Source organism: Streptomyces sp. NPDC002386, assembly GCF_053593175.1.
This window is the reverse complement of record NZ_JBSFBX010000001.1, coordinates 177,174-203,683: the sequence shown is the minus strand read 5'-3', so window position 1 is coordinate 203,683 and position 26,510 is coordinate 177,174. Positions and strand designations below refer to the sequence as shown.

The 26,510-nt window shown below is 73.8% G+C and carries 26 protein-coding genes and 1 riboswitch; of the genes, 11 read left to right on the top strand and 15 right to left on the bottom strand.

Annotation, left to right across the window (positions count from 1 at the left end):
* Positions 1 to 124 precede the first annotated feature (124 nt).
* Entirely contained in the window at positions 125 to 736 is a 612-nt protein-coding gene (locus tag ACWCPN_RS00940; protein WP_365123358.1) for a DedA family protein, read from the top strand.
* Positions 737 to 836: 100 nt separating this feature from the next.
* Here the strand turns inward: ACWCPN_RS00940 and ACWCPN_RS00935 are convergent, their stop codons facing one another.
* Positions 837 to 1,481 carry an HNH endonuclease family protein gene (locus tag ACWCPN_RS00935; protein ID WP_451201582.1) on the bottom strand — a complete coding sequence of 215 codons (645 nt, stop codon included), beginning with the start codon at positions 1,479 to 1,481 and terminating at the stop codon, positions 837 to 839.
* 376 nt (positions 1,482 to 1,857) lie between these two features.
* Between ACWCPN_RS00935 and ACWCPN_RS00930 the strand changes: the two genes are divergently transcribed.
* Both ACWCPN_RS00930 and ACWCPN_RS00925 read left to right on the top strand, forming a co-directional pair.
* Entirely contained in the window at positions 1,858 to 2,439 is a 582-nt protein-coding gene (locus tag ACWCPN_RS00930; protein WP_451201580.1) for a TMEM165/GDT1 family protein, read from the top strand.
* A gap of 183 nt (positions 2,440 to 2,622) precedes the next feature.
* Positions 2,623 to 3,291 (top strand): HAD-IA family hydrolase, encoded by a 669-nt coding sequence (locus tag ACWCPN_RS00925; protein WP_451201578.1) that lies wholly within the window; start codon positions 2,623 to 2,625, stop codon positions 3,289 to 3,291.
* Between the two features lie 216 nt (positions 3,292 to 3,507).
* Here the strand turns inward: ACWCPN_RS00925 and ACWCPN_RS00920 are convergent, their stop codons facing one another.
* Positions 3,508 to 4,014 carry a peptidoglycan-binding protein gene (locus ACWCPN_RS00920; RefSeq protein ID WP_451201576.1) on the bottom strand — a complete coding sequence of 169 codons (507 nt, stop codon included), beginning with the start codon at positions 4,012 to 4,014 and terminating at the stop codon, positions 3,508 to 3,510.
* A gap of 844 nt (positions 4,015 to 4,858) precedes the next feature.
* On the opposite strand from ACWCPN_RS00920, the gene ACWCPN_RS00915 reads away from it, so the two are divergent.
* Positions 4,859 to 6,898, top strand: a complete 2,040-nt coding sequence (locus tag ACWCPN_RS00915) for a DHA2 family efflux MFS transporter permease subunit (protein WP_451201574.1) — start codon at positions 4,859 to 4,861, stop codon at positions 6,896 to 6,898.
* Here the strand turns inward: ACWCPN_RS00915 and ACWCPN_RS00910 are convergent.
* Positions 6,885 to 7,394 (bottom strand): GNAT family N-acetyltransferase, encoded by a 510-nt coding sequence (locus ACWCPN_RS00910; protein ID WP_451201573.1) that lies wholly within the window; start codon positions 7,392 to 7,394, stop codon positions 6,885 to 6,887. The genes ACWCPN_RS00915 and ACWCPN_RS00910 overlap by 14 nt on opposite strands.
* 148 nt (positions 7,395 to 7,542) lie before the next feature.
* On the opposite strand from ACWCPN_RS00910, the gene ACWCPN_RS00905 reads away from it, so the two are divergent.
* The gene (locus tag ACWCPN_RS00905; RefSeq protein WP_451201571.1) at positions 7,543 to 8,214 is read left to right on the top strand and encodes a hypothetical protein; all 672 of its coding nucleotides are present in this window, start codon (positions 7,543 to 7,545) and stop codon (positions 8,212 to 8,214) included.
* Between the two features lie 2 nt (positions 8,215 to 8,216).
* Positions 8,217 to 9,317 (top strand): hypothetical protein, encoded by a 1,101-nt coding sequence (locus ACWCPN_RS00900; RefSeq protein ID WP_451201569.1) that lies wholly within the window; start codon positions 8,217 to 8,219, stop codon positions 9,315 to 9,317.
* A gap of 222 nt (positions 9,318 to 9,539) precedes the next feature.
* On the opposite strand, the gene ACWCPN_RS00895 is transcribed toward ACWCPN_RS00900, so the two are convergent.
* The gene (locus ACWCPN_RS00895; protein WP_365123338.1) at positions 9,540 to 9,974 is read right to left on the bottom strand and encodes a DnaJ family domain-containing protein; all 435 of its coding nucleotides are present in this window, start codon (positions 9,972 to 9,974) and stop codon (positions 9,540 to 9,542) included.
* A 133-nt stretch (positions 9,975 to 10,107) separates the two neighbouring features.
* Between ACWCPN_RS00895 and ACWCPN_RS00890 the strand changes: the two genes are divergently transcribed.
* Complete coding sequence (locus tag ACWCPN_RS00890) at positions 10,108 to 10,500, top strand: FHA domain-containing protein (RefSeq protein WP_392291459.1); 393 nt, start codon at positions 10,108 to 10,110, stop codon at positions 10,498 to 10,500.
* A gap of 26 nt (positions 10,501 to 10,526) precedes the next feature.
* Here the strand turns inward: ACWCPN_RS00890 and ACWCPN_RS00885 are convergent, their stop codons facing one another.
* The 11 genes from ACWCPN_RS00885 to ACWCPN_RS00835 all read right to left on the bottom strand — a co-directional run bounded on the left by ACWCPN_RS00885 (position 10,527) and on the right by ACWCPN_RS00835 (position 22,284).
* Entirely contained in the window at positions 10,527 to 11,195 is a 669-nt protein-coding gene (locus tag ACWCPN_RS00885) for an O-methyltransferase (protein ID WP_451201567.1), read from the bottom strand.
* Positions 11,196 to 11,267: 72 nt separating this feature from the next.
* The gene (locus ACWCPN_RS00880) at positions 11,268 to 11,618 is read right to left on the bottom strand and encodes a hypothetical protein (protein ID WP_451201565.1); all 351 of its coding nucleotides are present in this window, start codon (positions 11,616 to 11,618) and stop codon (positions 11,268 to 11,270) included.
* 237 nt (positions 11,619 to 11,855) lie between these two features.
* On the bottom strand, positions 11,856 to 13,229 hold the full coding sequence (gene proP, locus ACWCPN_RS00875) for a glycine betaine/L-proline transporter ProP (protein WP_451201563.1): 1,374 nt from the start codon (positions 13,227 to 13,229) through the stop codon (positions 11,856 to 11,858).
* A gap of 356 nt (positions 13,230 to 13,585) precedes the next feature.
* Positions 13,586 to 14,272, bottom strand: a complete 687-nt coding sequence (locus ACWCPN_RS00870) for a YoaK family protein (RefSeq protein WP_451201561.1) — start codon at positions 14,270 to 14,272, stop codon at positions 13,586 to 13,588.
* Between the two features lie 155 nt (positions 14,273 to 14,427).
* Entirely contained in the window at positions 14,428 to 14,841 is a 414-nt protein-coding gene (locus ACWCPN_RS00865; protein ID WP_392291456.1) for an aggregation-promoting factor C-terminal-like domain-containing protein, read from the bottom strand.
* A 337-nt stretch (positions 14,842 to 15,178) separates the two neighbouring features.
* Positions 15,179 to 16,012 carry an ECF transporter S component gene (locus tag ACWCPN_RS00860; protein ID WP_451201558.1) on the bottom strand — a complete coding sequence of 278 codons (834 nt, stop codon included), beginning with the start codon at positions 16,010 to 16,012 and terminating at the stop codon, positions 15,179 to 15,181.
* Positions 16,009 to 18,162 (bottom strand): ATP-binding cassette domain-containing protein, encoded by a 2,154-nt coding sequence (locus ACWCPN_RS00855; protein ID WP_451201557.1) that lies wholly within the window; start codon positions 18,160 to 18,162, stop codon positions 16,009 to 16,011. Before ACWCPN_RS00855 ends, ACWCPN_RS00860 begins: the two co-directional genes overlap by 4 nt.
* Positions 18,159 to 19,436: an energy-coupling factor transporter transmembrane component T gene (locus ACWCPN_RS00850; RefSeq protein WP_451201555.1), complete on the bottom strand. Its 1,278-nt coding sequence runs from the start codon at positions 19,434 to 19,436 to the stop codon at positions 18,159 to 18,161. The genes ACWCPN_RS00855 and ACWCPN_RS00850 overlap by 4 nt, the downstream gene beginning before the upstream one ends.
* Complete coding sequence (locus ACWCPN_RS00845) at positions 19,429 to 20,073, bottom strand: SCO2322 family protein (protein ID WP_451201553.1); 645 nt, start codon at positions 20,071 to 20,073, stop codon at positions 19,429 to 19,431. The genes ACWCPN_RS00850 and ACWCPN_RS00845 overlap by 8 nt, the downstream gene beginning before the upstream one ends.
* Positions 20,070 to 21,299, bottom strand: coding sequence for a prenyltransferase/squalene oxidase repeat-containing protein (locus tag ACWCPN_RS00840; protein WP_451202265.1), 1,230 nt, complete (start codon positions 21,297 to 21,299; stop codon positions 20,070 to 20,072). The genes ACWCPN_RS00845 and ACWCPN_RS00840 overlap by 4 nt, the downstream gene beginning before the upstream one ends.
* Before the next feature lie 96 nt (positions 21,300 to 21,395).
* Positions 21,396 to 21,509: riboswitch (cobalamin riboswitch) on the bottom strand.
* A gap of 133 nt (positions 21,510 to 21,642) precedes the next feature.
* Positions 21,643 to 22,284 carry a TetR family transcriptional regulator gene (locus tag ACWCPN_RS00835; protein WP_451201551.1) on the bottom strand — a complete coding sequence of 214 codons (642 nt, stop codon included), beginning with the start codon at positions 22,282 to 22,284 and terminating at the stop codon, positions 21,643 to 21,645.
* 221 nt (positions 22,285 to 22,505) lie between these two features.
* Between ACWCPN_RS00835 and ACWCPN_RS00830 the strand changes: the two genes are divergently transcribed.
* From ACWCPN_RS00830 to ACWCPN_RS00815, 4 genes are all read left to right on the top strand, one after another.
* On the top strand, positions 22,506 to 23,918 hold the full coding sequence (locus ACWCPN_RS00830; protein WP_392402389.1) for a glycosyltransferase family 4 protein: 1,413 nt from the start codon (positions 22,506 to 22,508) through the stop codon (positions 23,916 to 23,918).
* Entirely contained in the window at positions 23,912 to 24,664 is a 753-nt protein-coding gene (locus tag ACWCPN_RS00825; RefSeq protein ID WP_365123304.1) for a class I SAM-dependent methyltransferase, read from the top strand. Before ACWCPN_RS00830 ends, ACWCPN_RS00825 begins: the two co-directional genes overlap by 7 nt.
* Positions 24,661 to 25,731, top strand: a complete 1,071-nt coding sequence (locus ACWCPN_RS00820) for a prenyltransferase (RefSeq protein ID WP_451201549.1) — start codon at positions 24,661 to 24,663, stop codon at positions 25,729 to 25,731. The genes ACWCPN_RS00825 and ACWCPN_RS00820 overlap by 4 nt, the downstream gene beginning before the upstream one ends.
* A gap of 163 nt (positions 25,732 to 25,894) precedes the next feature.
* Positions 25,895 to 26,458, top strand: a complete 564-nt coding sequence (locus ACWCPN_RS00815) for a hypothetical protein (protein WP_451201547.1) — start codon at positions 25,895 to 25,897, stop codon at positions 26,456 to 26,458.
* The last annotated feature ends 52 nt before the right edge of the window (positions 26,459 to 26,510 follow it).

Genomic DNA, 26,510 nt, shown 5'->3' with positions numbered 1-26,510 from the left:
GGGTGTGAAGGGCGTGAAAAACGGGGTGACGATCACGTGCGCCCCCTGAGAGCCTCCTGTCACACCCGCGGCGTACGCTGTATGGCTGTCATCGGGGGGAGTCACGGGGGAACGGGGAGCAGTCGTGTGGGAGAGCCTGGGGTCGCTGGCCGCCGGCCCATGGATCTACGTCATGGTGGCCCTGTCGGTGCTGCTCGACGTCTTCCTGCCGGTGCTGCCGAGCGGTGTCCTCGTCATCACGGCGGCCACGGCGGCGGCCGCGGGCTCGGGTGCCGCGACGGGGCAGGTCCCGCACGAGGTGCCGGACATCCTCGCCCTGATCCTCTCCGCCGCGACCGCCTCGCTCCTCGGTGACTTCGCCGCCTACCGGCTGGCCTGGCGCGGCGGGGACCGTCTGGACCGGGCGATCAGCCGCTCCCGCCGGCTGACCGTGGCGCAGGAACGTCTCGGCGAGGCGCTGTCCCGGGGCGGCGGGGCGCTCGTGGTGCTGGCCCGGTTCGCGCCGGCCGGCCGCTCGGTGGTGTCCTTCTGCGCGGGCGCGGCGCACCGCCGGGCCCGTGACTTCGTGCCCTGGTCCGCACTGGCCGGCCTGTCCTGGGCCGCCTACAGCGTCGCCCTCGGCTACTTCGGGGCCCGCTGGCTGGGTGCCACCTGGCTGGCCACCGGGGTTTCGGTGGCCGCACTGGTCGGCGCTGGTGCCGCGGCCGGGTTCCTGGTGCGGCGTCGGCCGGCGTAGCGGTCCGGGCACGCGGGCGCGGCCCCGGGGCGTGCGCTGACCGCCGCCCTCCCCGGCCGCCTGTTCGTGGCGGCCGGAGAGGGCTGTGGGGGGCCGGCGGTCAGCAGCTCGCCAGGTAGTTCGTCAGGGCGGACTTCTCCGCCGAGTCGACCGACAGGTCGTAGTAGTACTTCACCTGCACCCAGGCGCGGACGTACGTGCAGCGGTACGCGGTCCGGGACGGCATCCAGGTGGCCGGGTCCTGGTCACCCTTGGCCTGGTTGACGTTGTCGGTGACGGCGAGGAGCTGCGGGCGGGTCAGGTCGTTGGCGAAGGCCTGCCGCTGGGCGGTGGTCCACTTGCTCGCGCCGGAGTCCCAGGCCTCGGCCAGCGGCACGAGGTGGTCGATGTCGAGGTCGGAGGCGGCGGTCCAGGTGGCGCCGTCGTACGGGGAGTACCAGCTGCCGCTGGTGGCGGCGCAGGAGGAGTCGGTGACGACGTTCGAGCCGTCCCGCTTCAGGACCGTCTCGCGGGTGTTGCAGCTGCCGCTGATGGTGATCCAGAGCGGGAACAGGTCGCGGCTGTAGCCGGTGCGGTTCTCGGTGGCCACGGTCAGCTGGGAGAGGTAGCTGCGGGCCGTGGCGCCGCTGACCGGCGTGGGCAGGGCCGCGGAGGCGCTCGGCGCGTTGAGGAGGGCGACGGAGGCTACCAGTGCGCTGAGGCCTGCGAGTATGCTCAGTCGTCGACGCGCGTAGAACCGGGGCATGCGAACTCCCTTGTGGGGTGGGGGTGTTGGAGCGCGGGCGTGGGAATGCTCGCGCTGCCGTATTGCCGGTTGGTGAGCGCTCGGTTAGAAGTTAGTGTCGTGCGCATGACACGACAAGGTTCGGGGCTGAACTTTCGGTCCCGTACGATGGACGGTGCAGAAGGGGAGTAGCTCTTCGCCGGACCGTCGACATACTGCTCAGCGAGCCTGAGCCGGCGCCCGGAGGCGGATCCCGCGTGGACCGCCCAGCGAGACCTTCGGCAAGCAGTGCACGCCCGTGCCCCCGAGGCGCGGGCGCCGAGTGCGCTGCCGTGCCGAGGTGTCCTTTGTGAGGTACAGCACTCTCGGTGGGGCAGCCCCGACCGATTGAGGAACCTTGATCAGCATCACCGTGACGGCGATCGTCTTCGGCATCGTCTTCCTCGCCGAACTGCCGGACAAGACCGCGCTCGCCGGCCTCGTCCTCGGCACCCGCTACCGCGCCTCGTACGTCTTCGCGGGCGTCGCAGCCGCCTTCCTGGTGCACGTCGTGCTCGCCGTCGCGGCCGGCAGCGTGCTGACCCTGCTCCCGCAGCAGATCGTGCACGCGCTCACCGGCGTGCTCTTCCTCGGTGGAGCGGCGGTGCTGCTGCTGAAGAAGGACGAGGGCGAGGAGGAGATCAAGAAGCCCGCCGACCAGTCCTTCTGGAAGGTCGCCGGTACCGGTTTCATGCTCATCCTGGTCGCCGAGTTCGGCGATCTCACCCAGATCATGACCGCCAACCTCGCCGCCCGCTACGACGATCCGCTCTCCGTCGGCATCGGTGCGGTCCTCGGCCTGTGGGCCGTGGCCGGGCTCGGCATCGTCGGCGGAAAGGCCCTGATGAAGCGGGTGCCGCTGCGGCTGATCACGCAGATCGCGGCGCTGCTGATGCTGGGCCTCGGCGTGTGGAGCCTGTACGAGGCCGTCGCCGGCTGAGCGAACGGACGGTGAAGCCTCGCCGGCGGTGGTGGCGGTACCGCGACATGTTTTGTACCGTGGAGAAACAAAGTGGCTCCCGCCTGTTTTCCCTGACCGGCGGGCGGGGCCGTTTTGTCTTCCGCCCCCACCCGGTCCGGCCCCTTCACGCCTTTCCCGGGGAGCCCCAAGGAGGAGTCGCCGATGCCGGCCACCGACACGCCCACCGTCCTCACCGCCGGCGCCCTCCTGCTCGACATGGACGGCACCCTCGTCAACTCGGACGCCGTGGTCGAGCGCATCTGGCGGCGCTGGGCCGAGGAGCACGGGCTGGACGGGGACGAGGTCATGAAGGTCGTGCACGGGCGGCAGGGTCACGCCTCGATGGCGGTGCTGCTGCCCGGGCGGCCGGTGGAGCGGAATCTCGCCGACAACGCCCGGATGCTCGCCGAGGAGACCGCCGACATGGACGGCGTGGTCGAGGTGCCCGGAGCCGGTGCCTTCCTCGCCTCCCTGAGCGGGGTCCCGCACGCCCTGGTGACGTCCGCCGACGTCGCCCTCTCCACCGCCCGCATGGCGGCGGCGGGGCTGCCGCTGCCCGACGTGCGCGTCACCGCCGAGTCGGTGGGGGCGAGCAAGCCCGATCCCGAGGGGTTCCTCAAGGGCGCGGCGGAGCTGGGTGTCGACCCGGCGGACTGCGTCGTGTTCGAGGACTCCGGGGCCGGTATCGCGGCCGGACGGGCCGCGGGGATGCGGGTCGTCGGCGTCGGGCCGCGCGCGGCCTCGCACGGGCCTGACGTCGTGGTGCCGGACCTGACCCGGGTCCGGGTGGAGCCCGCCGGGAACGGAACGATCCGGCTCCACCTGACCTGAGCCGCCGCACCGGCTCGTCCCCCGAGGCTCCGATCGCTCGGCGTCGCACGCGTCCTGGGGCCGCAGCCGAGCGCTGCCGCACGTGCCCCGGGGCCACAGCCGCGCGGGGCCGTACGTGCCCCGTGCCTCCCGTCGCGAGGGCCCGGCCCTCGGAGCCCGCACCCCGCCCGAGGTGTACGTCCTCAGTGAAGGCGGGCCCGGCGCAGGGCGTCGCGGCTACCAGGTCTCCGACTCCAGCTTCGCCCGGGTGGCCGCGCCGTAGACCCCGAGTGTGTCGCCGCTGATGCCGCGGGCCAGCTGGTAGGTGCGTACGGCGTCCTCGACCGGGCGCGTGAACACGCCGTCGATGTGGTCGGGGTAGAGGTTCAGCGCGCTCAGCCTGGTCTGCAGGTCGATGACCTCCAGGCCCTGGTCGCCGCGGCGCAGGACCAGGGCCGTGGCGGCAGGGCCTGGGCTCCGCGTCGCCGTGCCCGAGGGGGCCGGACGGGAGGCGCGGGACGTCGAGGGGGTCGCCCGGGCGGGCGTGGAGGGCGAAGGGGCCGGGAGACGGGCGGCCGACGGAGACGCGGGCTCCGGCGAGAAGGCGGAACCCGGTGACGTCGGTGCCTCCTCCGGCACGCTCTCGCGCACCTGCGGCGCCGACCGGTCCCGGGTCGGTTCCTGGTAGGAGAACAGTCCGCCCGCGAGACCCACGGCGGCCACCGCCACACCGGCGCCCGCCACGCACAGCAGGGCCGTACGGCGCCGGCGGCCAGGGCCGGCGGGTCTGGACGGGGCCGGATACGGCTCCCCGCCGGAGTCCGCGAACGGCTGTAACTCCCTCGTACCGGGTCCGTACGACGCGACGCCCGCCTCCACCGCCGGTCCGCTCACCGGCGTGACCTTCGCCGAGGTCTCCTCGCCCGTGGGGGCCGTCCTGTCCGCGGGGGCCCTCAGGCCCGCCGCGGTCTCCTCTTCAGCGGTGACCGCCCTGTCCGCAGAGGCCCCCGGGCCCGCGGAGGTCGCCTCGCCCGCCGAGACCGGCCTGCCTGCCGAGGCACTCCGGCCCGCAGAGCGCCCCTCGTCGGCGGAGACCGTCCCGTCCGCGGAGCCCCCCGGGCCCGCCGATGCCTCCCCACTCGCCGGGGCCATCCCACCCGCCGGGGCCTCCGAGTCCGCCGAAGCCCTCCCTCTCCGCGAGGCCTCGTCCGGCGGGGTCTCCTCCTCCGACGGCTCGGCGGCCGAGCCGTCGGAGCCCCCCACCTCCACGTACGGCCGTATGCGCAGCGGGTCGAAGTCCTCCGCCGCGGCCGCCTCGGCCGTGCGCGTCTCGCGCAGTGCCTCGGACGCCCGCAGCGTGCAGTCGCACGACGGTGTGTGGTCCGGTCCTCTGGGCGCGCCGCACTCCGGGCAGGTGTGGCCGCTCGACTCCGTCATGTGTTCGCCCCGTCCCCTCGCGAGCTTCAGAGGATATGCAGACTTTCTCCACAACCACAGGAGTCAACGGGACAACCACGGGGCTCAACGGGCCATAAGTGGTGACACCGCTCAGGATGGATGGAGGCGCATCGAGCCCCGGGAGGTCTCCATGGCCCTGGACACGCACGGCACGGCGAAGGACGCGACGGCCGCCGAGCACGTCTCCGGCAACGCGCTCGTCTCGATCGGCGCGCTCCTGCTCGGGCTGCTGCTGGCCGCTCTCGACCAGACCATCGTGGCGACCGCGCTGCCCACGATCGTCAGCGACCTGGGCGGGCTCGAGCACCTGTCGTGGGTCGTCACCGCCTATCTGCTGGCCTCCACGGCCGCGACCCCGCTGTGGGGCAAACTCGGCGACCAGTACGGGCGCAAGAAGCTGTTCCAGGCCGCGATCGTCATCTTCCTCATCGGGTCCGCGCTGTGCGGAATGGCCCAGGACATGCCGCAGCTCATCGCGTTCCGGGCGCTGCAGGGGCTGGGCGGCGGCGGGCTGATGGTGCTGTCGATGGCGATCGTCGGCGACATCGTGCCGCCACGGGATCGTGGGCGGTACCAGGGTCTGTTCGGCGCCGTGTTCGGCGCCACGAGTGTGCTCGGACCGCTGCTCGGCGGGCTGTTCACCGAGCACCTGAGCTGGCGCTGGGTGTTCTACGTCAACCTGCCCGTCGGGATCGTCGCCCTCGTCGTGATCGCCACCGCCCTGCACATCCCGCGCCGGGCCGCCCAGCACGTCATCGACTACCTCGGCACCGTCCTGATCGCCTCGGTCGCCACCTGCCTGGTGCTGGTCGCCTCGCTCGGCGGGACGACGTGGGGCTGGAGCTCGCCGCAGACCATCGGGCTCGCGGTGCTCGGTGTCGTGCTCGCCGTCGCCTTCGTCGCGGTGGAACGCCGGGCCGCCGAACCGGTGCTGCCGCTCAAGCTGTTCGGCCTGCGCACCTTCACCCTGGCCGCCGTCATCAGCTTCATCGTCGGCTTCGCCATGTTCGGCGCGATGACCTACCTGCCGACCTTCCTCCAGGTCGTGCACGGCATCTCCCCGACCTTGTCCGGTGTCCACATGCTGCCGATGGTGGTCGGCCTGCTGCTGTCGTCCACCGTCTCCGGGCAGATCGTCAGCCGCACCGGCCGCTGGAAGGTGTTCCCGGTCGCCGGCACCGCCGTGACCGCCATCGGCCTGCTCCTGCTGCACCGGCTCGACGAGCACAGCTCGACCGCCGAGATGAGCTCCTACTTCTTCGTCTTCGGCCTGGGCCTCGGCCTGGTCATGCAGGTCCTGGTCCTCATCGTGCAGAACGCGGTGTCGTACGAGGACCTGGGCGTCGCCACCTCCGGTGTCACCTTCTTCCGGTCCATCGGCGCCTCCTTCGGCGTCGCCATCTTCGGCACCGTGTTCGCGAGCCGCCTCGCCGACAAGCTCGCCGACGCCTTCCGCGGCGTCCGGCTGCCGCCCGGTGCCACGCCCGACGCCCTGAAGGCCGACCCGCGCGGCATCGCCGCCCTGCCGGCCCCGCTGCGCCCGGCGGCCCTGCACGCGTACGCGTCAGCGATCACCGACGTGTTCCTGTACGCCGCCCCGGTCGCCGCCCTGGGATTCCTCCTGGCGTGGTTCCTCAAGGAGGACCGGCTGCGCGGCTCGGTCACCGCGCCGGACGCCTCCGAGACCATCCCGCCGAACCCGGTCGAACGCTCCTCCCACGACGAGGTGAGCCGCGCGCTGTCCGTGCTCGGCACCCGGGAGGGCCGCCATGAGGTCTACCGCCACATCACCGAGCGGGCCGGTTACGACCTGCTGCCCGCCGCGAGCTGGCTGCTGCTGCGCATCCGCAGGTACGGCTCGGTGGAGCCCGGTGTGCTCGCCGAGCGCTGTCCCGTGCCGCTGCAGGCCGTCCTGGCCGCCGCCCGGCAGGTCGAGGAGCGGCGCCTGGCCGAGCGGGAGGGACTGGACCTGGTGCTGACCGCGTCCGGCCGCGAGGTCGCCGAACGGCTCGCCGCGGCCCGCGAGCAGTCCCTGGCCGAACTGCTCGGCGACTGGTGGGCACCAGGCCGGTCCACCGACCTCACCCGGCTGGTGAAGGAGCTGACCGGCGAACTGTGCGGCTCGGAACGCGAGCGGCCGCACAACGGCTCCGTGCTCAACCCCGGTTGACGGGTTCCGGCAGTTCCTTGCGGAACCAGTGCTCGGCGTACCGGTCGTCGTTGTGCGGTGCCGTCTCCGCGTAGCCGAGCCGGGCGTACAGGGCGCGGGCCTCGACCAGGTCGCCGCGGGTGTCGAGGACCAGCGCCGTGGCGCCGAGGGCGCGGGCGGCCTCCTCGGCGGCGGCCACCAGGAGCGCCGCGCCGCCCCGGCCGCGCATCCCCTCCAGCACGAACACCCGGGTGAGTTCGGCGGTGTCCGGGCCGAGCAGCCGTACGCCCGCCGAACCGGCCGGCTCGCCGTCGTACCGGCCGAGCAGCAACTGCCCGGTGGGCGCGGCGAGTTCAGCTCCGGTGTGGGCCGCGATCTCCCGTTCCAGCTCGTCCGGAGCGGTGCGCCGCCCCTCGTGCAGCAGGTACCAGCGGTCGCTGACCTCCGTGTAGTACGCCCGCCACAGGGCGGCGGCGGCCGGGGAGTCGTACGGTTCCGGGGCGATCGTCCACGTCATGCCGGCGATTGTGCGCCGTCGGCGGAGGGAGGCCGCAACCTGATATGCGTGCGCGGCTTCGCCGTTGACCCACCGTTTGTGCGCTGACTTCCGGGTCACACGGAAGGAGAGCCGGCCAGCGGGGCCGGTCCGATTCCGGAAGGCAACCATGTCAACAGGCATGATCATTGCAGTGATCGTGGTCGTGGCGGCCCTGGTCCTCGCCGCCACCTTGATAATGCGCGGCCGCGGCCGGCAGGGCGGACCGGACCTGAAGCGGCGCTTCGGGCCCGAGTACCAGCGGACCGTGGCCCGGCACAACGGCGACGCCAAGGCCGCCGAGCGAGAGCTGACAGAGCGTCTGGAGCGCCACGGCAAGCTGCGTGAACGCCCCCTGGAGCCCGCCGAGCGCGAGCAGTACAGCGCTCGCTGGACGGCCGTGCAGGAGCGGTTCGTTGAGGCGCCCCGGGAGGCGGTTGCCGAGGCCGACCGGCTGCTGTCGGACCTCGCCGCCTTCCGCGGCTACCCGGAGGGCGGGCGCTACGAGGAGCAGCTCGCCGCGCTGTCCGTGCACCACGCCCACCACGTCGAGGGCTACCGGCGGGTGCACCGGGTGAGCCAGGCCGGACCGGGCGGCGGCGCGGGCGAGTCCGCCGCCGGAACCGAGGAGCTGCGTACCGCTCTGATGGACGCGCGTGCCCTCTTCGACGACCTGATGAACGACTCCGCCCGGGCGACCGGCCACCACTCCGAGGTCGCCACCGGTACCGGCGACGACACCCGGCACCAGCCGTCCGGCAAGCCGGGCATGTTCGGCAAGAGCCACCCGAGGGGAGTCTGACCATGGCGCGGAACAGCGATGCGGCGGCGGGTGCCGAGGGGTACCCGGCCGAAGGCGACGTCACCGGTGCCGGACGGCGCCCCGACGAACAGCGCCGGGTCGGTGAGCGGCTCACGGACGAGCCCGCGCGGGGAGAGTCGGTGCACCGCCCCGAGGGCGGAGCGGGCCTGCTCCGCGGCGAGGCCGGCGGCCGGGAGGGGCTGACGGGAGACGATCGCCTGCCGCGGGACGGCGCGGAGGCCCACCCGGGCGCGACCGCCGCCGGGACGGCGGGGGCCGCCGGCACGGGCGCGGCGGGCGTCGGCCGTACCGGGACCGGAACCCCGGGACCCGGAACCCCCGGGACGGGCACCCCTGACAGGGGCACCGTCGAGGCCGGTACCCCCGCCATGGACACCTCCAAGGCCGGTACCCCCGCGATGGGCACCACCGAGTCCGGCACCCCTGGAACCGGCACCCTCGGCACCGGCACCCTCGGCACCGGCACCCCCGGCACCGGCACCCCCGGCACCGGCACCCCCGGCACCGGCACCCCCGGCACCGGTACCCCCGGCACCGGCGCCGCCGAAGGCGCGGGCGTGGCGGGGCGGCGGGAGTTCGGGACGGGTACGCGCGGCGAGGGGGCGCTCGGCGCCTCCGGGGCGGGCGACCGGACGACCGGCGACAGGCACGCGGCACCGGCTCCGGGCGGGATCACGGGAGACGACGCGGCGACGGGCGGAGGCCTGACGGCCGGCACGGGTCACTCGGGGGCCGTCACTCCCCGTACGGACGACACCGGCCGGTCCCGGAACGAGGGCAGGGACTCCGGTGGTCACGCCCCGCTTCTCGCGGCCGAGGAGGCGGAGAAGTGGGAGGCGCAGCTGCGTCAGACGCTCGCCGGGTTCGTGGAGGAACCGCGCTCGGCCGTCGAGGAGGCCGACCGGACGCTGGAGGAGATCGCCGCGCGGTTCGGCGAGGCCGTGAACCGGCGCCGCAGGACGCTGCGCACGTCCTGGCAGAACGGCGAGGAGAACGTCCCGGGCCACGGGACGGACACCGAGCAACTGCGTCTGGCCCTGCGGGACTACCGCGAGCTGGCCGACCGCCTGCTCCACCTCTAGTGCTGCGACCGGAGAGGTTCACCGGCTCGCGACGCCCGGCCCGGCACCTCGCCGCGTTGTCGCATCACCCGAGTACATCCAGTACGCGGGCAATGCTCCGCCTTGCGATGCACCGCACCGGACGCCGCGAGCTTCCCGGCAAACCTTTCCGGCCACAGCACTGGGGGCCTTCGGTGTGATCCGCCGGACGGCCCGGAACCGGGCGCGGACCCCGGGCCCGGTTCAGCCCGCCGGGCCCGGTTCCGCGCGGGTGGTGGCGTTCCTGCGCTGCCGCCACTCGCGCACGACCTCCTCGACGTCGTACGGCTTCTTGCCCAGGAACGGCCCCGGCGGCGGCTTGAACATCATGTCGCGGATCTTCACGTTGACATCGTCGATGATCTTCCGGACCATCCGCTCCGTGGGCGCCGCGTAGGCCGCGACGAGCGCGTCCTCCGCCTCCTTGCGCAGGGCCAGCGCCGGCGGCAGTACCGCGAGACCCTCACGGGCCATCTTCCGCTTGACCCACCACAGTTCGTCGTACGTGGAGTCGAGGTCGGCGGGCAGCGGCTCCCCCGCGCCCGGCAGCCGTTCGAACTCACCGCGCCCCTGCGCGTCCCGGATCTGCTTGTCGACCCAGGACTCGAACGGAACACCCGGTGGCTTTCGCTCGGTCATGAACCCATTGTGCCGGACGCGGCCAGGCCGGGCGTTTTATCATGCGGCGGCGGTGCGGCAAACGGCCACCGCGCATGAACGTCTCCGACGTCGCCGCTCCTTCGACGTCGCAGCATCTCCAGGGGGAACGCACGTGCTCGAACTGACCATGGCCACCGTCTCCGGTGCCGACACGGGCGCCACCGCCGGCATGACGATGGCCGACGCGCCCAGCGAGCCGGGCGCCGTGCTGCGGGTGGGCCGGGACGCGTCCGTGTGCCGGCTGGTCACCCCCGAGGACTGGCTGTTCGTCTCCCGCGTCCACCTGGAGTTCCGGTGCGGCCCCGACGGCGCCTGGCAGCTCTCCTGGCTGCGCGGCTCGCAGACCGAGCCGTCCGCCGAAGTACGGCTGATCGTGGGCGAGTACGCGCAGACCGTCTCCTACGGCGCCGCCGTCACGCTGCCGCGCGGCGGCTCCGGCGAGGTCGTCGTCCAGGACCGCACCGCGCCGCGCAGCGTCAACGTCGGCTTCTACCACGAGGTCTGAGCCCCCGGGCGGGGCATCCGGCGGGCTCAGCCCAGGACCCGGGCCACCGCGAATCCGTCGTACCCCTTGCTGCCCACCGTCTGCACCGCCGTCCCGCTCAGCCTGGGGTGGGCGGCGATCAGCTCGACGGCCTCGCGCGTGCCGACCACGTCCGGCTCCCTGCTGTCGGCGTCGACGACCCGGCCGCCGCGCACCACGTTGTCCACCACGATGAGGCTGCCCGTCCGGCACAGCCGCAGCGCCCACTCCACGTAGTGGGCGTTGTTGGCCTTGTCGGCGTCGATGAAGACCAGGTCGAAGGGGGCGGGGTTCTCGTCGGCGAGCTTGGGCAGCGACTCCAGCGCCGGACCCACCCGCACCTCCGCGATCCGTTCGAGGCCGGCCCGGGCGATGTTGCGGGTCGCCACCTCGGCGTGCTTCGCGCTGTACTCCAGCGAGATCAGTCTGCCGTCGGCCGGCAGTGCGCGGGCCAGCCAGATGGTGCTGTAACCGCCGAGCGTCCCGATCTCCAGGACGGTCCGGGCGCCCTGGATCTCCGCGAGCAGCTGGAGGAACTTGCCCTGGGTGGCCGTCACGCTGATGTGTGGCAGCCCGGCGACCTCGCTGTCGCGCAGGGCCGCCTGGAGCGCATCGTCCTCCGGTGCGAGATGGCTGCTGAAGTAGAAGTCGACGTCGTCCCAGAGCTGCGAGCTCATGCGTCTGCTGCCTTTCCCGAGTGTCCGCCCGAGTCTCCGCCCGGGGCTCCTTGGGCCTTCCCCCGCATCGTCTCAGCCGAGGGGCTCGGACGGGGGGAGCGGCGGCGGGGCGGTCACCGGCGGCGGGGCGGTCACCGGCCGCCGGGAGTGGCGTACGACGAGCAGCGCGGCGGCCGCGAGGGCCGGCAGCAGTCCGCCGCCCACGGTCAGCAGCCACGCCGGGACGCCGGCCACCTCGCGCAGCCGGTCCTCGTAGAACACCTGCTGGACGGGGGTGTCGGCGGCCGCGCGGCGCAGCTCGTGGTCGCCGGAGATCCGGGCGGGCTCGGGGAACCGCTGGTCGAGGGCCGTCAGGTACGGGGTCCCGGCCGCTGGCCCGCCCAGCGCGCCGGACGGCCTGGCGAGGCGGCCGGCGAAGACCACCCGGGGCGGCGCGCCGCCGACCGCCGTGCGCGGTTCAGGGCCGGCAGCGGAGTCGAAGTCCGGGCGCGTCTCACGGGGCTGCAGACGGGGCCGGTGGGGGAACGGTTCCGGGACGCGGCCCGGCGCGGCGGCCGTGAGGGCCCCGGGTCCCGCCGGCCCCGGCGTCCGCGCGGCCCGGGACGCGAGCGGCCCCCGGGGCGCTCAACGCTCCGGGGGCCGCTCGAAGGTGACCGACGTCTACCGCTCCACCGAGGGGGCCGAGCCCGGCAGCGGGCGGCCCGCCGACTCGGACATCCGCCAGACGGCGAACCCGCCCACGACGGCCGCGGCCATCATGTAGTACGCGGGCATCATCATGTTCCCGGTGGCGCCGATCAGCGCCGTGACCACCAGCGGGGTCGTACCGCCGAACAGGGACACCGACACGTTGAAGCCGATGGACAGGGAGCCGTAGCGGACCCGGGTCGGGAAGAGCGCGGGCAGCGCGGCCGGCATGGCGGCGGTGAAGCAGACCAGCAGCAGGCCCAGCGCGCCCATGCCCAGGGCCACCGCGAGCAGGCTGCCCTGGCGGATCAGCAGCAGGGCCGGGACGGACAGCAGCAGGAAGCCCGCGCAGCCCGCGGCGATCACCGGACGGCGGCCGACCCGGTCGGTCAGCGCACCGGCGAACGGCTGGACGATCATCATCAGGGCCATCACGCCGAGCACGACCAGCAGCCCGTGGGTCTCGTCGTACTTCAGCTCACTGGTCAGGTAGCTCGGCATGTACGACAGCAGCATGTAGTCGGTGACGTTGAAGACCAGCACCAGGCCCATGCACAGCAGCAGCGCCTTCCACTGGCCCGCGACCATCTCGCGCAGCGGCACCTTCGGCCGGGTGGCCTCCGCCTTCTCGACCTCGGCGGCGAACGCCGGCGTCTCCTCCAGGCGCATCCGCAGGTACAGGCCGATGATGCCCATCGGGCCCGCGATCAGGAACGGGATGCGCCAGCCCCAGGCCAGCAGGTCGTGCGTGGACAGCAGGGCCGTCATGAGGGTGACCAGGCCCGCACCGCCGATGTAGCCGGCCAGCGTGCCGAACTCCAGCCAGCTCCCGAAGAAGCCGCGCTTCTTGTCCGGCGCGTACTCCGCGATGAACGTCGAGGCGCCGGCGTACTCGCCGCCGGTGGAGAAGCCCTGCACCAGGCGGGCGGCCAGGAGCAGCAGCGGCGCACCGACGCCGATCGAGGCGTACGACGGGATCAGGCCGATCGCGAACGTGCCCGCCGCCATCATGATCATGGTGAGGGCGAGGACCTTCTGGCGGCCCACGCGGTCGCCCAGCGGGCCGAAGACCATGCCGCCCAGCGGGCGGACCAGGAAGGCCGCGGCGAAGGCGCCGAACGTCGAGAGCAGCTGCGCGGTCGGGTTGCCCGACGGGAAGAAGACCTTGCCCAGGGTGACCGCGATGTAGCTGTAGACACCGAAGTCGAACCATTCCATGGCGTTGCCGAGCGCGGCCGCCTTCACGGCGCGCTTCACCATGGCGGAGTCGGTGACGGTGACGTCGGCGTGGGCCTTGGTGGCCCGCGAGGTCTTCAGATGCGGGGGGACTGCAGTGGCGGTCGCCAAAACGGAGCTCGCCTACCTTTCGACGGGGACAGGGACAGGGCCCGGGCGACGGCGGTGTCGGACAGCAGGCCGAAAAACGACGATAAGCGGACTTCGCCTGCTTACGTCACGTACGCGAGTCGATGCATAGTGCAGCTAAAGGGCGCGTATGCAGGTACTCCTGCCCGATCGGAGCGGGTCATGCCGGCCCGGCGCTGTGATCCTTCTCGCGCCCGATCGGGGCAACCGGAGCCCGTTCGCCGGTTCGCCGCTCGCACGAAAGAGGGGGGTATGTGACATTTGAGGTCTTTGCGTTCTGGTGTCGGTGCCGGTGCCGGTGCCGGTGCCGGTGCCGGTGTCAGTGCGGTCGTGAGTGCTCACTCCCGTCCCGAGGTCACCGCCGCCAGCACCCCCGAGACCGCCGCCGCGATCAGCAGGGGGACGCCCAGGCCGTGGTGGAGGACCAGCCAGGCGCCCAGGCAGGCGCCCGCGACCATGGCGACCACCGCCGCCGTGCGGCGCGGCGAGCGGCGGCCGGTGGCGTCGCCGAGCCGGGACTCGGAGGCCAGGCCGGTCAGGGTCATCGTGAGGACCGTGGTGGTGAGATCGGGGATGCCCAGCTTGCGGACGGTCGCGTTGCGCAGGCCCAGCGCGAAGGCGGTCAGGGCGATCAGCGCGTACCGGGTGGCGGTCGTGCCCGGCCAGGCGAAGGCGACCGCGGCCGATCCGCCGAGCAGCACCGCCTCCGTCGCCAGGATGCGGCGGGCCCACCCGCGCCGGGAGCCGCCGCCGAAGCGTGCCGCCGCCCGGCCGCCGGCCACCGCGCCCAGCAGGAAACAGGCCAGGGAGGTCGCCGTGAGCGGGACCGAGAAGCCGGGGGCGCCCGCGGCCGCGAAGCCCAGGACCACCACGTTGCCCGTCATGTTGGCCGTGAAGACCCGGCCAAGGCCCAGGTAGCTCACCGCGTCGATCAGGCCGCTCACCACGGTCAGCGCCAGCAGTACGGTCACCAGCCGCACCCCTCGCGTCTCCGGCTCCGGCGCGTGGGGCGAGGGCGCGGTCATGCTTCCTCCGGTCGGCCGGACTGATGTCAGGCCCACCATGGTCACCCGGTCGGCGGGCGCCTTCCGTGAGGCGCCGCGGGAGGTGCGGACACGCGCGCGCACCCTCGCCGGGCGGGGCGAGGGTGCGCGCGTGCGGTGCGGGTGCCGCGGGTGGCTCAGTACCAGCCGTTGGCCTGCCAGAAGCTCCAGGCCTGGGCCGGGCTGCCGTAGCGGGAGTTCATGTAGTCCAGGCCCCACTTGATCTGGGTGGCCGGGTTGGTCTTCCAGTCGGAACCGGCGGAGGCCATCTTCGAACCGGGCAGGGCCTGCACCAGGCCGTAGGCGCCGGAGGAGCTGTTGGTGGCGCTGGGGTTCCAGCCGCTCTCGTGCTCGACGATCTTGCTGAAGGCGTTGTACTGCGTCGCGTCCGGGATCATCTTGTGCGCGATCGTCTGGGCGGAGGAGACCGAGTCGGTGGCGGCCTGGGCGGGCGCCGCGGACAGTGCCATACCGGCGGTGGCGGCGGCCACGGCGACGGTCGTGAGGGCCTTCTTCGGGGAGGCGATGCGGCGGATGAAGGAGACGGACACGGAGAACCTCTTGCGTCGGGGACGGGGGATCGCCCGTATGCCGGGGCCACCCGCCGGGCGGGAGGCCGCGTACGTCGGCGCCCCTGCCCTTTCGGGCTGTGGCGCCTGGCGACGTCGTCCAGAGAAACAGCCGCGAGGGGTGTCCGCAATGACCCCTTTTACTAGTTGTGGCCGGAACGGCGGGGTCGCGCGCCCCTGTGGTCCACGCCGCAAAGTGCAGGTCGGAAGGGGTGCACGAGGGGACGTATCGGACAAATGACCGTACTACCCCGGATCGTAGGTGACCTGCGTCATGTGGGGTGCTTCACCGGAGGCCTGACGGTCCGGATACGTGTCCTCACCCAGCGGGAGCGTCGAACGTGACCGCGGTCTCGAAAGCGGCGCGCCGCGTGGCCCGGCGCAGCGCCCGCAGCAGCACCGGACCGAGCGCGAGGGTCAGTACGACCGTGCACAGCGCCCGTCCCAGGTCCCAGCCGAGCGAGGTGGCCAGGCAGTAGGCGGCGAACCGGGCCAGGTTGGCGGCGACCGAGGCATGCGCGTCGAAGGCGATGTTCGAGGTGCCGGAACCCATGAAGGGCCAGCCGGCCAGGTTCATGACCGTGCCGTAGGCGAACGCCGCGCAGAAGCCGTAGGCGGCGAGCAGCAGAAGTTCGGCCCGGCCGCGCAGCCGGGTCTGCCCCGGCAGCAGCCCGGCTCCCATGGTGAACCAGCCCATCGCCAGCATCTGGAACGGCAGCCACGGGCCGACCCCGCCGGTGAGCAGCGCGGAGGCGAACATCGTCACCGAGCCGAGGACGAAACCGAAGCCGGGGCCGAGCACCCGGCCGCTGAGCACCATCAGGAAGAACATCGGCTCGATACCCGCCGTCCCCGCGCCCACCGGGCGAAGGGCCGCGCCGGTCGCGGCCAGCACGCCCAGCATCGCGACCGCCTTGGGGCCGAGGCCGGACTCGGAGATCGTCGCGGCCACGACCGCGATCATCAGCAGCAGCAGACCGGCGAACAGCCAGGGGGCGTCCTCGGCGTGCGCGCTCAGCCGTGAGGCGGGCGGAGCGAGGAACGGCCAGAAGAAGGCCACCACACCGACCGCGCTGACCAGGCCCAGTGCGGCGACGGACCGCGGTCCGAGCCGCACGGCCCGGACCGGGCGGGGAGCGGGAGAGGGGGTCATACGAGGGCCTCCCGGACCTCGGACACCGTCAGCCATCGCTGCGGGGCGAGGATCTTGGTCACCTGCGGGGCGAAGGACGGCGACGAGACCACGATCTCCGCGGTGGGGCCGTCGGCGATCACCTCACCGTCGGCGAGCAGCACCACCCGGTGCGCGATCTCCGCGGCCAGTTCCACGTCGTGCGTGGCCAGGACGATGGCGTGCCCGTCGGCGGCCAGTGCGCGCAGTACGGCGACCAGCCGGGCCTTGGCCGCGTAGTCCAGGCCGCGCGTCGGCTCGTCGAGCAGGAGCAGCGGAGGGCGGGCGGCCAGCACGACCGCCAGGGCCAGGGCCAGGCGCTGCCCCTCGGACAGGTCCCGGGGGTGGGTGTCGTCGCTGATGCCGGGCAGCAGTTCGGACACCAGCGCCCGGCAGGTGCCCGGCTCGGCGCCCGCGTCCCGGTCGGCGGCCGCGCACTCGGCGGCGACCGTGTCCGCGTACAGCAGGTCCCGCGGCTCCTGCGGGACCAGGCCGACCCGGCGGACCAGTTCCCGGGGCGGGGTGCGGTGCGGGACGGCTCCGCCGACGCGCACCGAGCCGGCGGTGGGCTCCACCAGACCGACCAGCGAGCCGAGCAGGGTGGACTTCCCGGCACCGTTGCGCCCCATCAGCGCGACCGTCTCACCCCGCGCCACGCTCAGATCGACGTGCCGCAGCGCGGTGACCGGCCCCCGCCGGACTCCGAGTCCCCGGACCTCGGCGACCCGCGGGACGGCGGAGCCCGATCCGAGGGGTGCGGAATCACGCCGGAAGAGACGGCGCCGGGGGGCGGGAAGGGCGGGGGACGCTTCGGGGGCGGGCGCGTGGGCCGGGATGCCTCGCCCGGACGCCGGGGCGGCGCCGGTGCGCCGCGGTTCGTCGGCGGGCAGTGCCGAGCCGCTGTGCCTGCCCGGGGCGGGACGACGGAGCGGCTCGGCTGCGGCCCGCCGGAAGAGGCCGCGCCTGGGCGAGGGGAGCTGAGCGGGGGGATTCGCGGGCGCGCCACCGGAAGCCGGGGCCTCCGGCTCGGGGGGCGGAGCGTCGGCGCTGGGCGTGTCGGCCGGTTCGGCCGCCTGGGCGGGGGAGCCGGCCGGGCTGTTCGGCTCGGATGCGAGGCGCTGGGGGCCGGTCGGCCGGGGTGGCGGGGTGTCGGAAGCCGGGGCCTTCGCCACGGGCGACGGGGCCTTCGCCACGGGCGACGGGGCGTCGGCGGCGGGCGTGTCGATCGGCAGGGTGTCGGCGCCGGTTGGTGTGCCCGGAAGGGGGTGGTCGGCCGGGGGCTCGGTCGGCGGTTCCCCGGTGTGGGGGTGCCGGGGGCCGGTGAGGCGGTCGCGCAGGGGGGCGGCGCGGCGGCGGGCGTCCCGGACCGTGAGGGGCAGCGGAGACCAGCCCGCCAGCCGGCCCAGGCCCACCACCGGCGGGTACACCGGGGACACGGCCATCACCTCGGCCGGGTCGCCGTGAAGCGGGGCGGCGCCGGGGGCGGGCAGCAGGACGACCCGGTCGGCGTACTGGATCACCCGCTCCAGCCGGTGCTCGGCCATCAGCACCGTCGTACCGAGGTCGTGGACCAGACGCTGCAGCACGGCCAGCACCTCCTCCGCGGCGGCCGGGTCGAGTGCCGAGGTCGGCTCGTCCAGGACCAGGACCCGGGGATGCGGGGTGAGGACCGAGCCGATCGCGACCCGCTGCCGCTGCCCGCCCGAGAGCGTGGCGATCGGACGATCGCGCAGGTCGGCGAGGCCCAGCAGGTCCAGGGTCTCCTCCACCCGGCGCCGCATCACCTCCGGAGCGAGCCCCAACGACTCCATGCCGTAGGCGAGTTCCTCCTCCACCGTGTCCGTGACGAAGTGTGCGAGCGGATCCTGGCCCACCGTGCCGACCACGTCGGCGAGTTCGCGCGGCCGGTGGGTGCGGGTGTCCCGGCCGGCGACGGTGACCCGTCCGCGCAGGGTGCCGCCGGTGAAGTGCGGCACCAGCCCGCTGACCGCGCCCAGCACGGTCGACTTGCCGACCCCGGACGGGCCGACGAGCAGCACGAGTTCGCCCTCGGGCACCTCGAAGTCCACGCCCCGGACGGTCGGTTCGCCCACGCCCTCGTACGTGACGCTGACATCCTCGAAGCGGATCACGACGGCTCCTCGACGGGCTTGGGTACGACGAAGGCGGGCAGCAGCGCGAGCAGTACGGCCGCGGCCGGCCACAGGGGGAGGGTGGGCGCCACCAGCGGGACCACTCCGGGGTGCAGCGCGTCCGGATCGCGTACGGCGGCCAGCGTGAGCAGCGCCGCGACCCCGGCGCCCGAGCCGGCGACCAGCCACGCCCGCACCCCCCACGGATCCGGCCGGTACCGGGTGCGCGGGGAGCGGCGGCCGCCCAGGCGCAGGCCGGCCAGCGCGGCGGCGACCCCCGCGCCCAGCACCGGCACCCCGTACGTGCCGCCCTCCGCGGTCAGCAGCCCGTACGTTCCCGCGCACACGCCGAGCAGCCCGCCCAGGGTGAGCGCGGTCGTCGTACGGCGCACCCGGGCCGGGACCTCGGCGGTACGGCCGTAACCGCGGGCGTCCATCGCGGCGGCCAGCGCGACCGAGCGCTCCAGCGCGCCCTCCAGCACCGGCAGTCCGACCTGGAGCAGGCCGCGTACGCCCCGGTCCGGACGGCCGCGCAGCCGGCGGGCGGCGCGCAGCCGCTGGACGTCGGCGATGAGGTGGGGCGCGAAGGTGAGCGCGACGACCACGGCCACGCCCACCTCGTACAGCGCGCCGGGCAGCGACTTCAGCAGCCGGGCCGGACTGGCGAGGGCGTTGGCGGCACCGACGCAGATGAGCAGGGTGGCCAGCTTCAGTCCGTTGTAACCGGCGAAGAGCAGCGCCTCCGCGGTGACCCGGCCGCCGAGCCGGATGCCCTGGGCCCAGTGCGGGAGCGGGATCTCGGGGAGGGCGACCAGCACATGGGTGCCGGGGATGGGGGAGCCGAGGGCGACGGTGAACGCGAGGCGGATGAGGAGCACGGCGACGGCGAGCTTGGCGAAGGCGGCGTAGGAGCGGGACCAGGGGGAGGGGGAGCGGTGGGACGCCACCACATAGCCCGTGGCGGCTGTCAGCAGGGCGAGGAGCAGGGGGTTGGTGGTGCGGGTGGCGGCGGTGCCGAGGCCGAGGGACCAGAGCCACCAGGCGCCCGGATGCAGCGGCGCACGGCCGTGCCGGGGCCGGAGGGGGGCGGCCTGCGTCCGCCGGCCCTCCCTCGCCCCGGCCGCGTCCGGCCGCACCGTCCGGGCGGCACGGCTGCCCGCGGCGGGGGCGGGGTCGCCTCCCGCGCTCGTGGCGGCACGGCCCTCCGCGGCTTCGCCGGTGCGGCCGGCGTCCCGCGCGGTGGCCGCGGTGGCGGTGCTGACGCGGCTACGCATTCCCGCGCCGCCGCCGGGACTGCCACACCGCCGCCCCGGCCAGCACCGCGACCACGCCGACACCGATCGGCAGCCCCAGCGAGGGACCGCCGTCCGGCTCGGGCTTCTCCGTGGCCTTCGCCGGCTTCTCCGCCGCCGACACCTGCTCCCCGCATCCCTTGTGCGGGTATCCGGCGATCGCGCAGAGCAGGGCGTTGGAGTCGTAGCGCAGGGGCTTGGCGGCCGAGGCCAGCGCCTCGGCCGTCGTCGCGTCGGGGGAGACCCGGGCGCAGGCCGTGCGGCGCGCGGGCGGGGTCTCGCCGGAGGGGGCGTCGGCCGGCGTGCCGAAGTCGATGACCAGGGCCACCCGCTTCGTGCCCGCCTTCGCGGGCGTGCCGGCGCAGATCGTGGCGAAGTCCGCCGTGCCGCGCGGCCGGGTCGCGTCCTGCGAGTCCTCGCTCACCGCGAAGCGCAGGCCCTGGACGGCGCCGTCGTCGGGACGGGCGGTCGAGGGACCCTCGGTGGCGTACGACCAGTGCCCGCCGGTCCGCTCCCAGAACGACCAGTAGCGGTACCCGGCGGCCTCCGCCTGCGCCGCGCCGGCCAGGACGGCGAACGCGGCGATGAGCAGGACGGCGGCACGGCGGACGGCGGTCACGGCTGCTGCTTCTTCCGGCGGCCGCTCAGCAGGAACCCGATGCCGATGCCGGCCACGAGACCGACGCCGACGATCCACCAGACAGCGGTGTTCGAGTCGTCCTCGGCCCGCTTGCCGGGCGCCTCGGCGCGGGCCGCCGCGCGGGGGGCCGGACCGGTGGCGTTGAGCGACCGCACCAGGTCGGTGCCGCCGAAGTGCCGCGCGTCCGCGCCGACCGCGTGCGCGGCGAGGATGAGCTGGGAGTAGGCGGCCGGGCCGCTCTGCCGGGCCCAGCCGGCCGCGTTCTTCTCCAGCCAGGCGTACGGCTTCTTCGCCTGCGCGCTCCAGCCGTCCGCCGCGAGCGCGACGACCGCGTCCGCGGTGTTGCCGAAGTCGGGCTGGTCCTCGGCGCCGGGCAGCGCCGACTTGAGGTGGCCGGACCCGGCGACGGCGTGGGTGAGGTAAGCGGCGGCGTTGTCCGCGACCCGGGTCTCGGTGGCCTTGCCGGAGGAGGAGCAGGCGGGGGCCTTGGCGCGGGCCTCGGCGGGCCCGTTCACGAACCCCTTGCCGAGGGCGCCCAGTACACCGGCCGCCGTGGCGTCCGCGTTGGCGACCAGGCGCCCCTTCTTGTCCGGCTGGTAGGCGAGCGCGCCACCGCCGTCCTCGTCGCAGGCGAGCGCCCGCGAGCTCAGCAGCTCGTACGGGGTGCCCTTGTCGGCGCGCAGCTTGGCGGGGTCCTCCCCGGCCCCGGCGAAGGCGCCGACGACGACCGAGGTGGAGTTGGTGTCGCTCGGGCTGCCCGGCGTGTAGCCCCAGCCGCCGTCCTGGTTCTGCGCGTTCTTCAGCCAGACCAGGGCGCGGCGTGCCTCGGCGTCGTGTCCGCCGAGCGCCTGCAGGGCCTGGACGGCGGCGGCCGTGCTGTTGGTGTCGGGCTGGGCGCCGCCCTTGCCCTCGCAGGGCTTGGCCGTGTCCGCCCGGAACGCGGCGAAGCCGCCCTTGGCGCACTGCTGTCCCACCAGCCAGTCGACGGCCGAGGCGGCCGGCCGGTAGCCGAGGGTGCGCTGGGCGAGCAGGGCGAGGGACTGGCGCCACACGCCGTCGTACGTCGGGTCGGACTTGCCGAACAGCCCCGACGGGACCGCCGCCTTGGGCGAGGCGGAGGGGGACGTGTCGGCGGCCGTGGCGGGTGCGGCGGCGGCCAGCACGCCTATGGCGGCGAGAGCCGCGGCACTGCGGCGGACGTTCATGGTCGGCGACTGCCTCTCCTGCGGGGGGAACCGGCAGCGCACGGGAAACACCCCGGGCGGCTCGGCCCCGTAGACCTCGACGGTGCCGTGCGCGGCGGGCCGCCGCGCACGCGAGCCGGTCAACGTTCCGTACGAGGCGTTCCGGCTCACCGTCGGAGGAACGAACGGCTCACGGTTGCGGGTCAGCGCCGGAATTGCACCGGCTTCCCCCCGTACGGGTGTGATGACGACGCCGCCACTTTACCGGCAGCCCCGCGGGGGCCGATGAGTGGCCGTGAGCACACGGGCCCGGTGACCGGGGTCACGGCCGTTTCGCGCTCCGGAGTGTTCCCGGGAACCGCCCTCAGTGCCCCCTCGGACCGGCCTCCCGCTCCGTCAGGTCCATCAGCCGGCACACCGTTTCGATGTCGACCTTCACCTGGGCGATGGAGGCGCGGCCCGACAGCCAGGTGATCAGGGCCGAGTGCCAGGTGTGCTCGATGACCCGGACCGCGGAGAGCTGCTGCGGGGTCGGGTGGTCCAGGCCCATCGCGTCGAGGATGATCGCCGTCGTCTGCCGCGAGACCTGGTCGACCTCGGGGGAGACGCTGCGGTCGGCGAAGGTGAGGGCGCGGACCATCGCGTCCGCCAGTTGCGGTTCGCGCTGCAGGGCCCGGAACGCCCGCATCAGGGTCTCCGCGACCCGCTCGGCCGCCGAGTCGCCCGCCGGGGGCTTCTTGCGGAGGGTGCCGTGCATGTGCTCGAGCTGGTCCTGCATGGTGGCGACCAGCAGGTGCACCTTCGACGGGAAGTAGCGGTAGAGGGTGCCGAGGGCGACCTGCGAGGACTCGGCGACCTCCCGCATCTGCACGGCGTCGAAACCGCCCCGGCTCGCCAGTTGCGCGCTCGCGTGCAGGATCCGGCGGCGGCGGGCCTCCTGCCGCTCGGTCAGCGGCGCCGTGGGGGGCCGGACACTCCCGGCTTCCAGCTTGGATTCCGCAGGCATGGGTCCCGCTCCGTGACAGTCGGTGAGGACATCTGTAGGACACGTGATCATCCAGCATGGCGGGAGGTTCGCGCCGTGGCGTGAATCACCTGATCCACTGCTGTCAGGGCTCCTACCTGCCGGTAGATTCAGAGCCTCTTGAACGATCAAGTCTGAAACTTGTTCTAGATTAGCGTCCCGTCATAGTGTCGCGGGAGAGTGCAGGCAGAAGGGGGCCCGGAGTGACCGCTGAGGCCAGTCAGGCGGGGCCCCGACCGGAGCTCGCAGCAGACGGCGGGCGACCGCTGCGCATCGCGCTTCTCACCTATAAGGGGAACCCGTTCTGCGGTGGCCAGGGCGTCTACGTCCGGCACCTCTCCCGCGAGCTGGCCCGCCTCGGCCACCGCGTCGAGGTCATCGGCTCCCAGCCCTATCCCGTGCTCGACGAGGGACATGAGGGCCTGAGCCTCACCGAGCTGCCGAGCCTCGACCTCTACCGCCAGCCCGACCCCTTCCGCACCCCCGGGCGCGACGAGTACCGGGACTGGATCGACGCCCTCGAGGTCGCCACCATGTGGACCGGCGGCTTCCCCGAGCCGCTCACGTTCTCGCTGCGCGCCCGGCGCCATCTGCGCGCCCGGCGAGGCGAGTTCGACGTCGTCCACGACAACCAGACGCTCGGCTACGGCCTGCTCGGCGACGTCGGCGCCCCGCTGGTCACCACGATCCACCACCCCATCACCGTCGACCGGCAGTTGGAGCTGGACGCGGCCGGGAGCCGGCAGCGCCGGCTGTCCGTGCGCCGCTGGTACGCCTTCACCCGGATGCAGAAGCGCGTCGCCCGCCGCCTGCCCTCGGTGCTCACCGTCTCCGGCAGCTCCCGCCAGGAGATCGTGGACCACCTCGGCGTCCGCGACGACCGCGTCCACGTGGTCCACATCGGCGCCGACACCGACCTCTTCGCGCCGAATCCCGCCGTCGCCGAGGTCCCCGGCCGGATCGTCACCACCTCCAGCGCCGACGTCCCCCTCAAGGGCCTGGTCTTCCTGGTGGAGGCGCTCGCCAAGGTGCGCACCGAACACCCGGCCGCCCACCTCGTCGTCGTCGGCAAGCGCCCCACGGAGGGCCCGGTCGCCCAGGCGATCGAGCGCTACGGCCTCGAGGACGCCGTCGAGTTCGTCAAGGGCATCTCCGACGCCGAGCTGGTCGACCTGATCCGCTCGGCGGAGGTCGCCTGCGTGCCCTCGCTCTACGAGGGTTTCTCGCTGCCCGCCGCCGAGGCCATGGCCACCGGCACCCCCCTGGTCGCCACCACCGGCGGCGCCATCCCCGAGGTCGCCGGACGCGACGGCGAGACCTGCCTCGCCGTGCCGCCCGGTGACGCCGGAGCCCTCGCCGTCGGGCTCGTCCGGCTGCTGGGCGACCCCGCGCTGCGCGCGCGCCTCGGCCGCGCCGGCCGCGAGCGGGTGCTGAGCCGCTTCACCTGGGCCCGGGCCGCCGAGGGAACGGTGGCCCGCTACCGGGAGGCCATCGCCGGCCGCGACGGCCGCACGGACGCCCGGGACCGGCGCGGCACCCCGCCCGCCGCCGTCATCCGCGAACCACTCGCCTCCGACCGCGCAACCTCCGACCGCGAAAGCAGGGCCACGTGCTGACCGTCGACTTCTCCCGGTTCCCGCTCGCCCCCGGCGACCGTGTCCTGGACCTCGGCTGCGGGGCCGGCCGGCACGCCTTCGAGTGCTACCGGCGCGGCGCGCAGGTCGTGGCCCTGGACCAGAACGCCGAGGAGATCCGCGAGGTCGCCAAGTGGTTCGCGGCCATGAAGGAGGCCGGCGAGGCACCGGCCGGCGCCACCGCCACCGCCATGGAGGGCGACGCCCTGGCGCTGCCCTTCCCCGACGAGTCCTTCGACGTCGTCATCATCTCCGAGGTGATGGAGCACATCCCTGACGACAAGGGCGTCCTCGCCGAGATGGTGCGCGTGCTGCGGCCCGGCGGCCGCATCGCCATCACGGTCCCCCGCTACGGGCCGGAGAAGGTCTGCTGGGCGCTGTCCGACGCCTACCACGAGGTCGAGGGCGGCCACATCCGCATCTACAAGGCCGACGAACTGCTGGGCAGGGTCCGCGAGGCCGGCCTGCGGCCGTACGGCAGCCACCACGCACACGCCCTGCACTCGCCCTACTGGTGGCTGAAGTGCGCGTTCGGCGTGGACAACGACAAGGCGCTGCCGGTGCGGGCGTACCACAAGCTGCTGGTCTGGGACATCATGAAGAAGCCCCTCGCCACCCGGATCGCCGAGCAGGCGCTGAACCCGGTCATCGGCAAGAGCTTCGTCGTCTACGCCACCAAGCCCCACCTCCCGCGGGTGGACGAGACCTCCGAGGCGGCCGCCAAGTGACCACCCCCCGGACAGAACACCTCGTCCTGCCCGGGGTCCTCACCGCCGAGCAGGCCGCCGCGACCGTACGCGGCATCCTCGCCGTGCAGCGGGAGGACGGCGCCATCCCCTGGTTCCGCGGGCACCACCTCGACCCGTGGGACCACACCGAGGCCGCGATGGCCCTGGACGCGGCCGGCGAGCACGAGGCCGCCGAGCGGGCCTACGGCTGGCTCGCCGCCCACCAGAACGAGGACGGTTCCTGGTACGCGGCCTACGCCGACGGCGCCCACGACGACGTCACCGACCGCGGCCGCGAGTCCAACTTCGTCGCCTACATAGCCGTGGGCGTCTGGCACCACTACCTGTCCACCGGCGACGACACGTTCCTGGACCGGATGTGGCCCACCGTGTACGCGGCGGTCGAGTGGGTGCTGCGGCTGCAGCAGGCCGGCGGCCAGATCGGCTGGCGCCGCGACGACGACGGCACCCCGACCGCCGACGCCCTGCTCACCGGCAGCTCCTCCGTGCACCACGCGCTGCGCTGCGCCCTCGCCATCGCCGAGCAGCGCGAGGAGTCGCAGCCGGACTGGGAGCTGGCCGCCGGGGCGCTGCGCCACGCCATCCAGCGGCACCCCGAGCGCTTCCTCGACAAGGAGCGCTACTCGATGGACTGGTACTACCCGGTCCTCGGCGGCGCGCTCACCGGCGCCGAGGCCAAGGAGCGCATCGAGGCGGACTGGGACCGCTTCGTCGTCCCGGGCCTGGGCGTGCGCTGCGTCGTCCCCAACCCCTGGGTGACCGGCGGCGAGTCCTGCGAACTCGCCCTGGCCCTGTGGGCGATGGGGGAGTCCGACCGGGCGCTGGAGATCCTGCAGTCGGTGCAGCACCTGCGGGACGCGGAGAGCGGCCTGTACTGGACGGGCTACGTCTTCGACGACGACGCCATATGGCCGCGCGAGCTCACCACCTGGACGGCGGGCTCACTGCTGCTGGCCGTCGCCGCGCTGGGCGGCCACGACGCCACCTGCGCGGTCTTCGGCGGGCAGTACCTGCCGTCCGGGCTGGACCCCGACTGCTGCGACTGACGCGGGCGACGGCACGCCGGGTCGCCGTACGGTCACGCGGCGTGCCGAATCCGTGGGGGATGCGTGTGTTGCGCGAAATGCCCATGTTTCGGATGAGGTGCGTGAGGTCACACGGCTCCACGGAGCACACGGACCGAACGCGACACCTCCACGGGAGGACACCGTGCCCGTACCGATACGCCACATCGCCGTGGCCCTCACCCTCTGCTGTGCCCTGCTCGCCGGTTCCACGGCCTACGCCTCGAGCCACGGCACCTCGCAGCGCAACCCGACGGCCGCCGTCGCGGCGGCCGAGCCCAGCCCCAGCACCTCCGCCGAGAAGCAGAAGTTCGCCAAGACCCGGTTCGTGGCGAACGCGGGCCTCGCGGCCGGAGCCGTCTACCAGTGGATCTACAAGCCCTACAAGGCGGGGAAGTTCAAGAAGGGCGCGCACGGCCGCAGGCTGACCCTCGTCAAGGCGGGCCTCGCGGGCGCGTTCGCGTACAACCGCCTGAAGGCGGCGGCGCGCAACGCCAAGGGCGATCCCACCCTCTCCAAGGCCATCGCACCGATCACGGCGGGCATCGAGTCGCTGAAGAACCTGCCCGCCAAGCTCCGCAAGGGCGACGGCGGGGCGGCCAACGACTTCAACGACATCATCAACCAGGTGAAGGACGCCGGGAAGAACGCGGGCGCCGAGGTCAAGAACAAGGTGCCGTCCCTGTCCGAGGTCAAGAACGGTTCCTAGGGCGGTCGTTCACCGGCGACACCCGGCTCCGTCGCCGAGACCCCGTGATTGA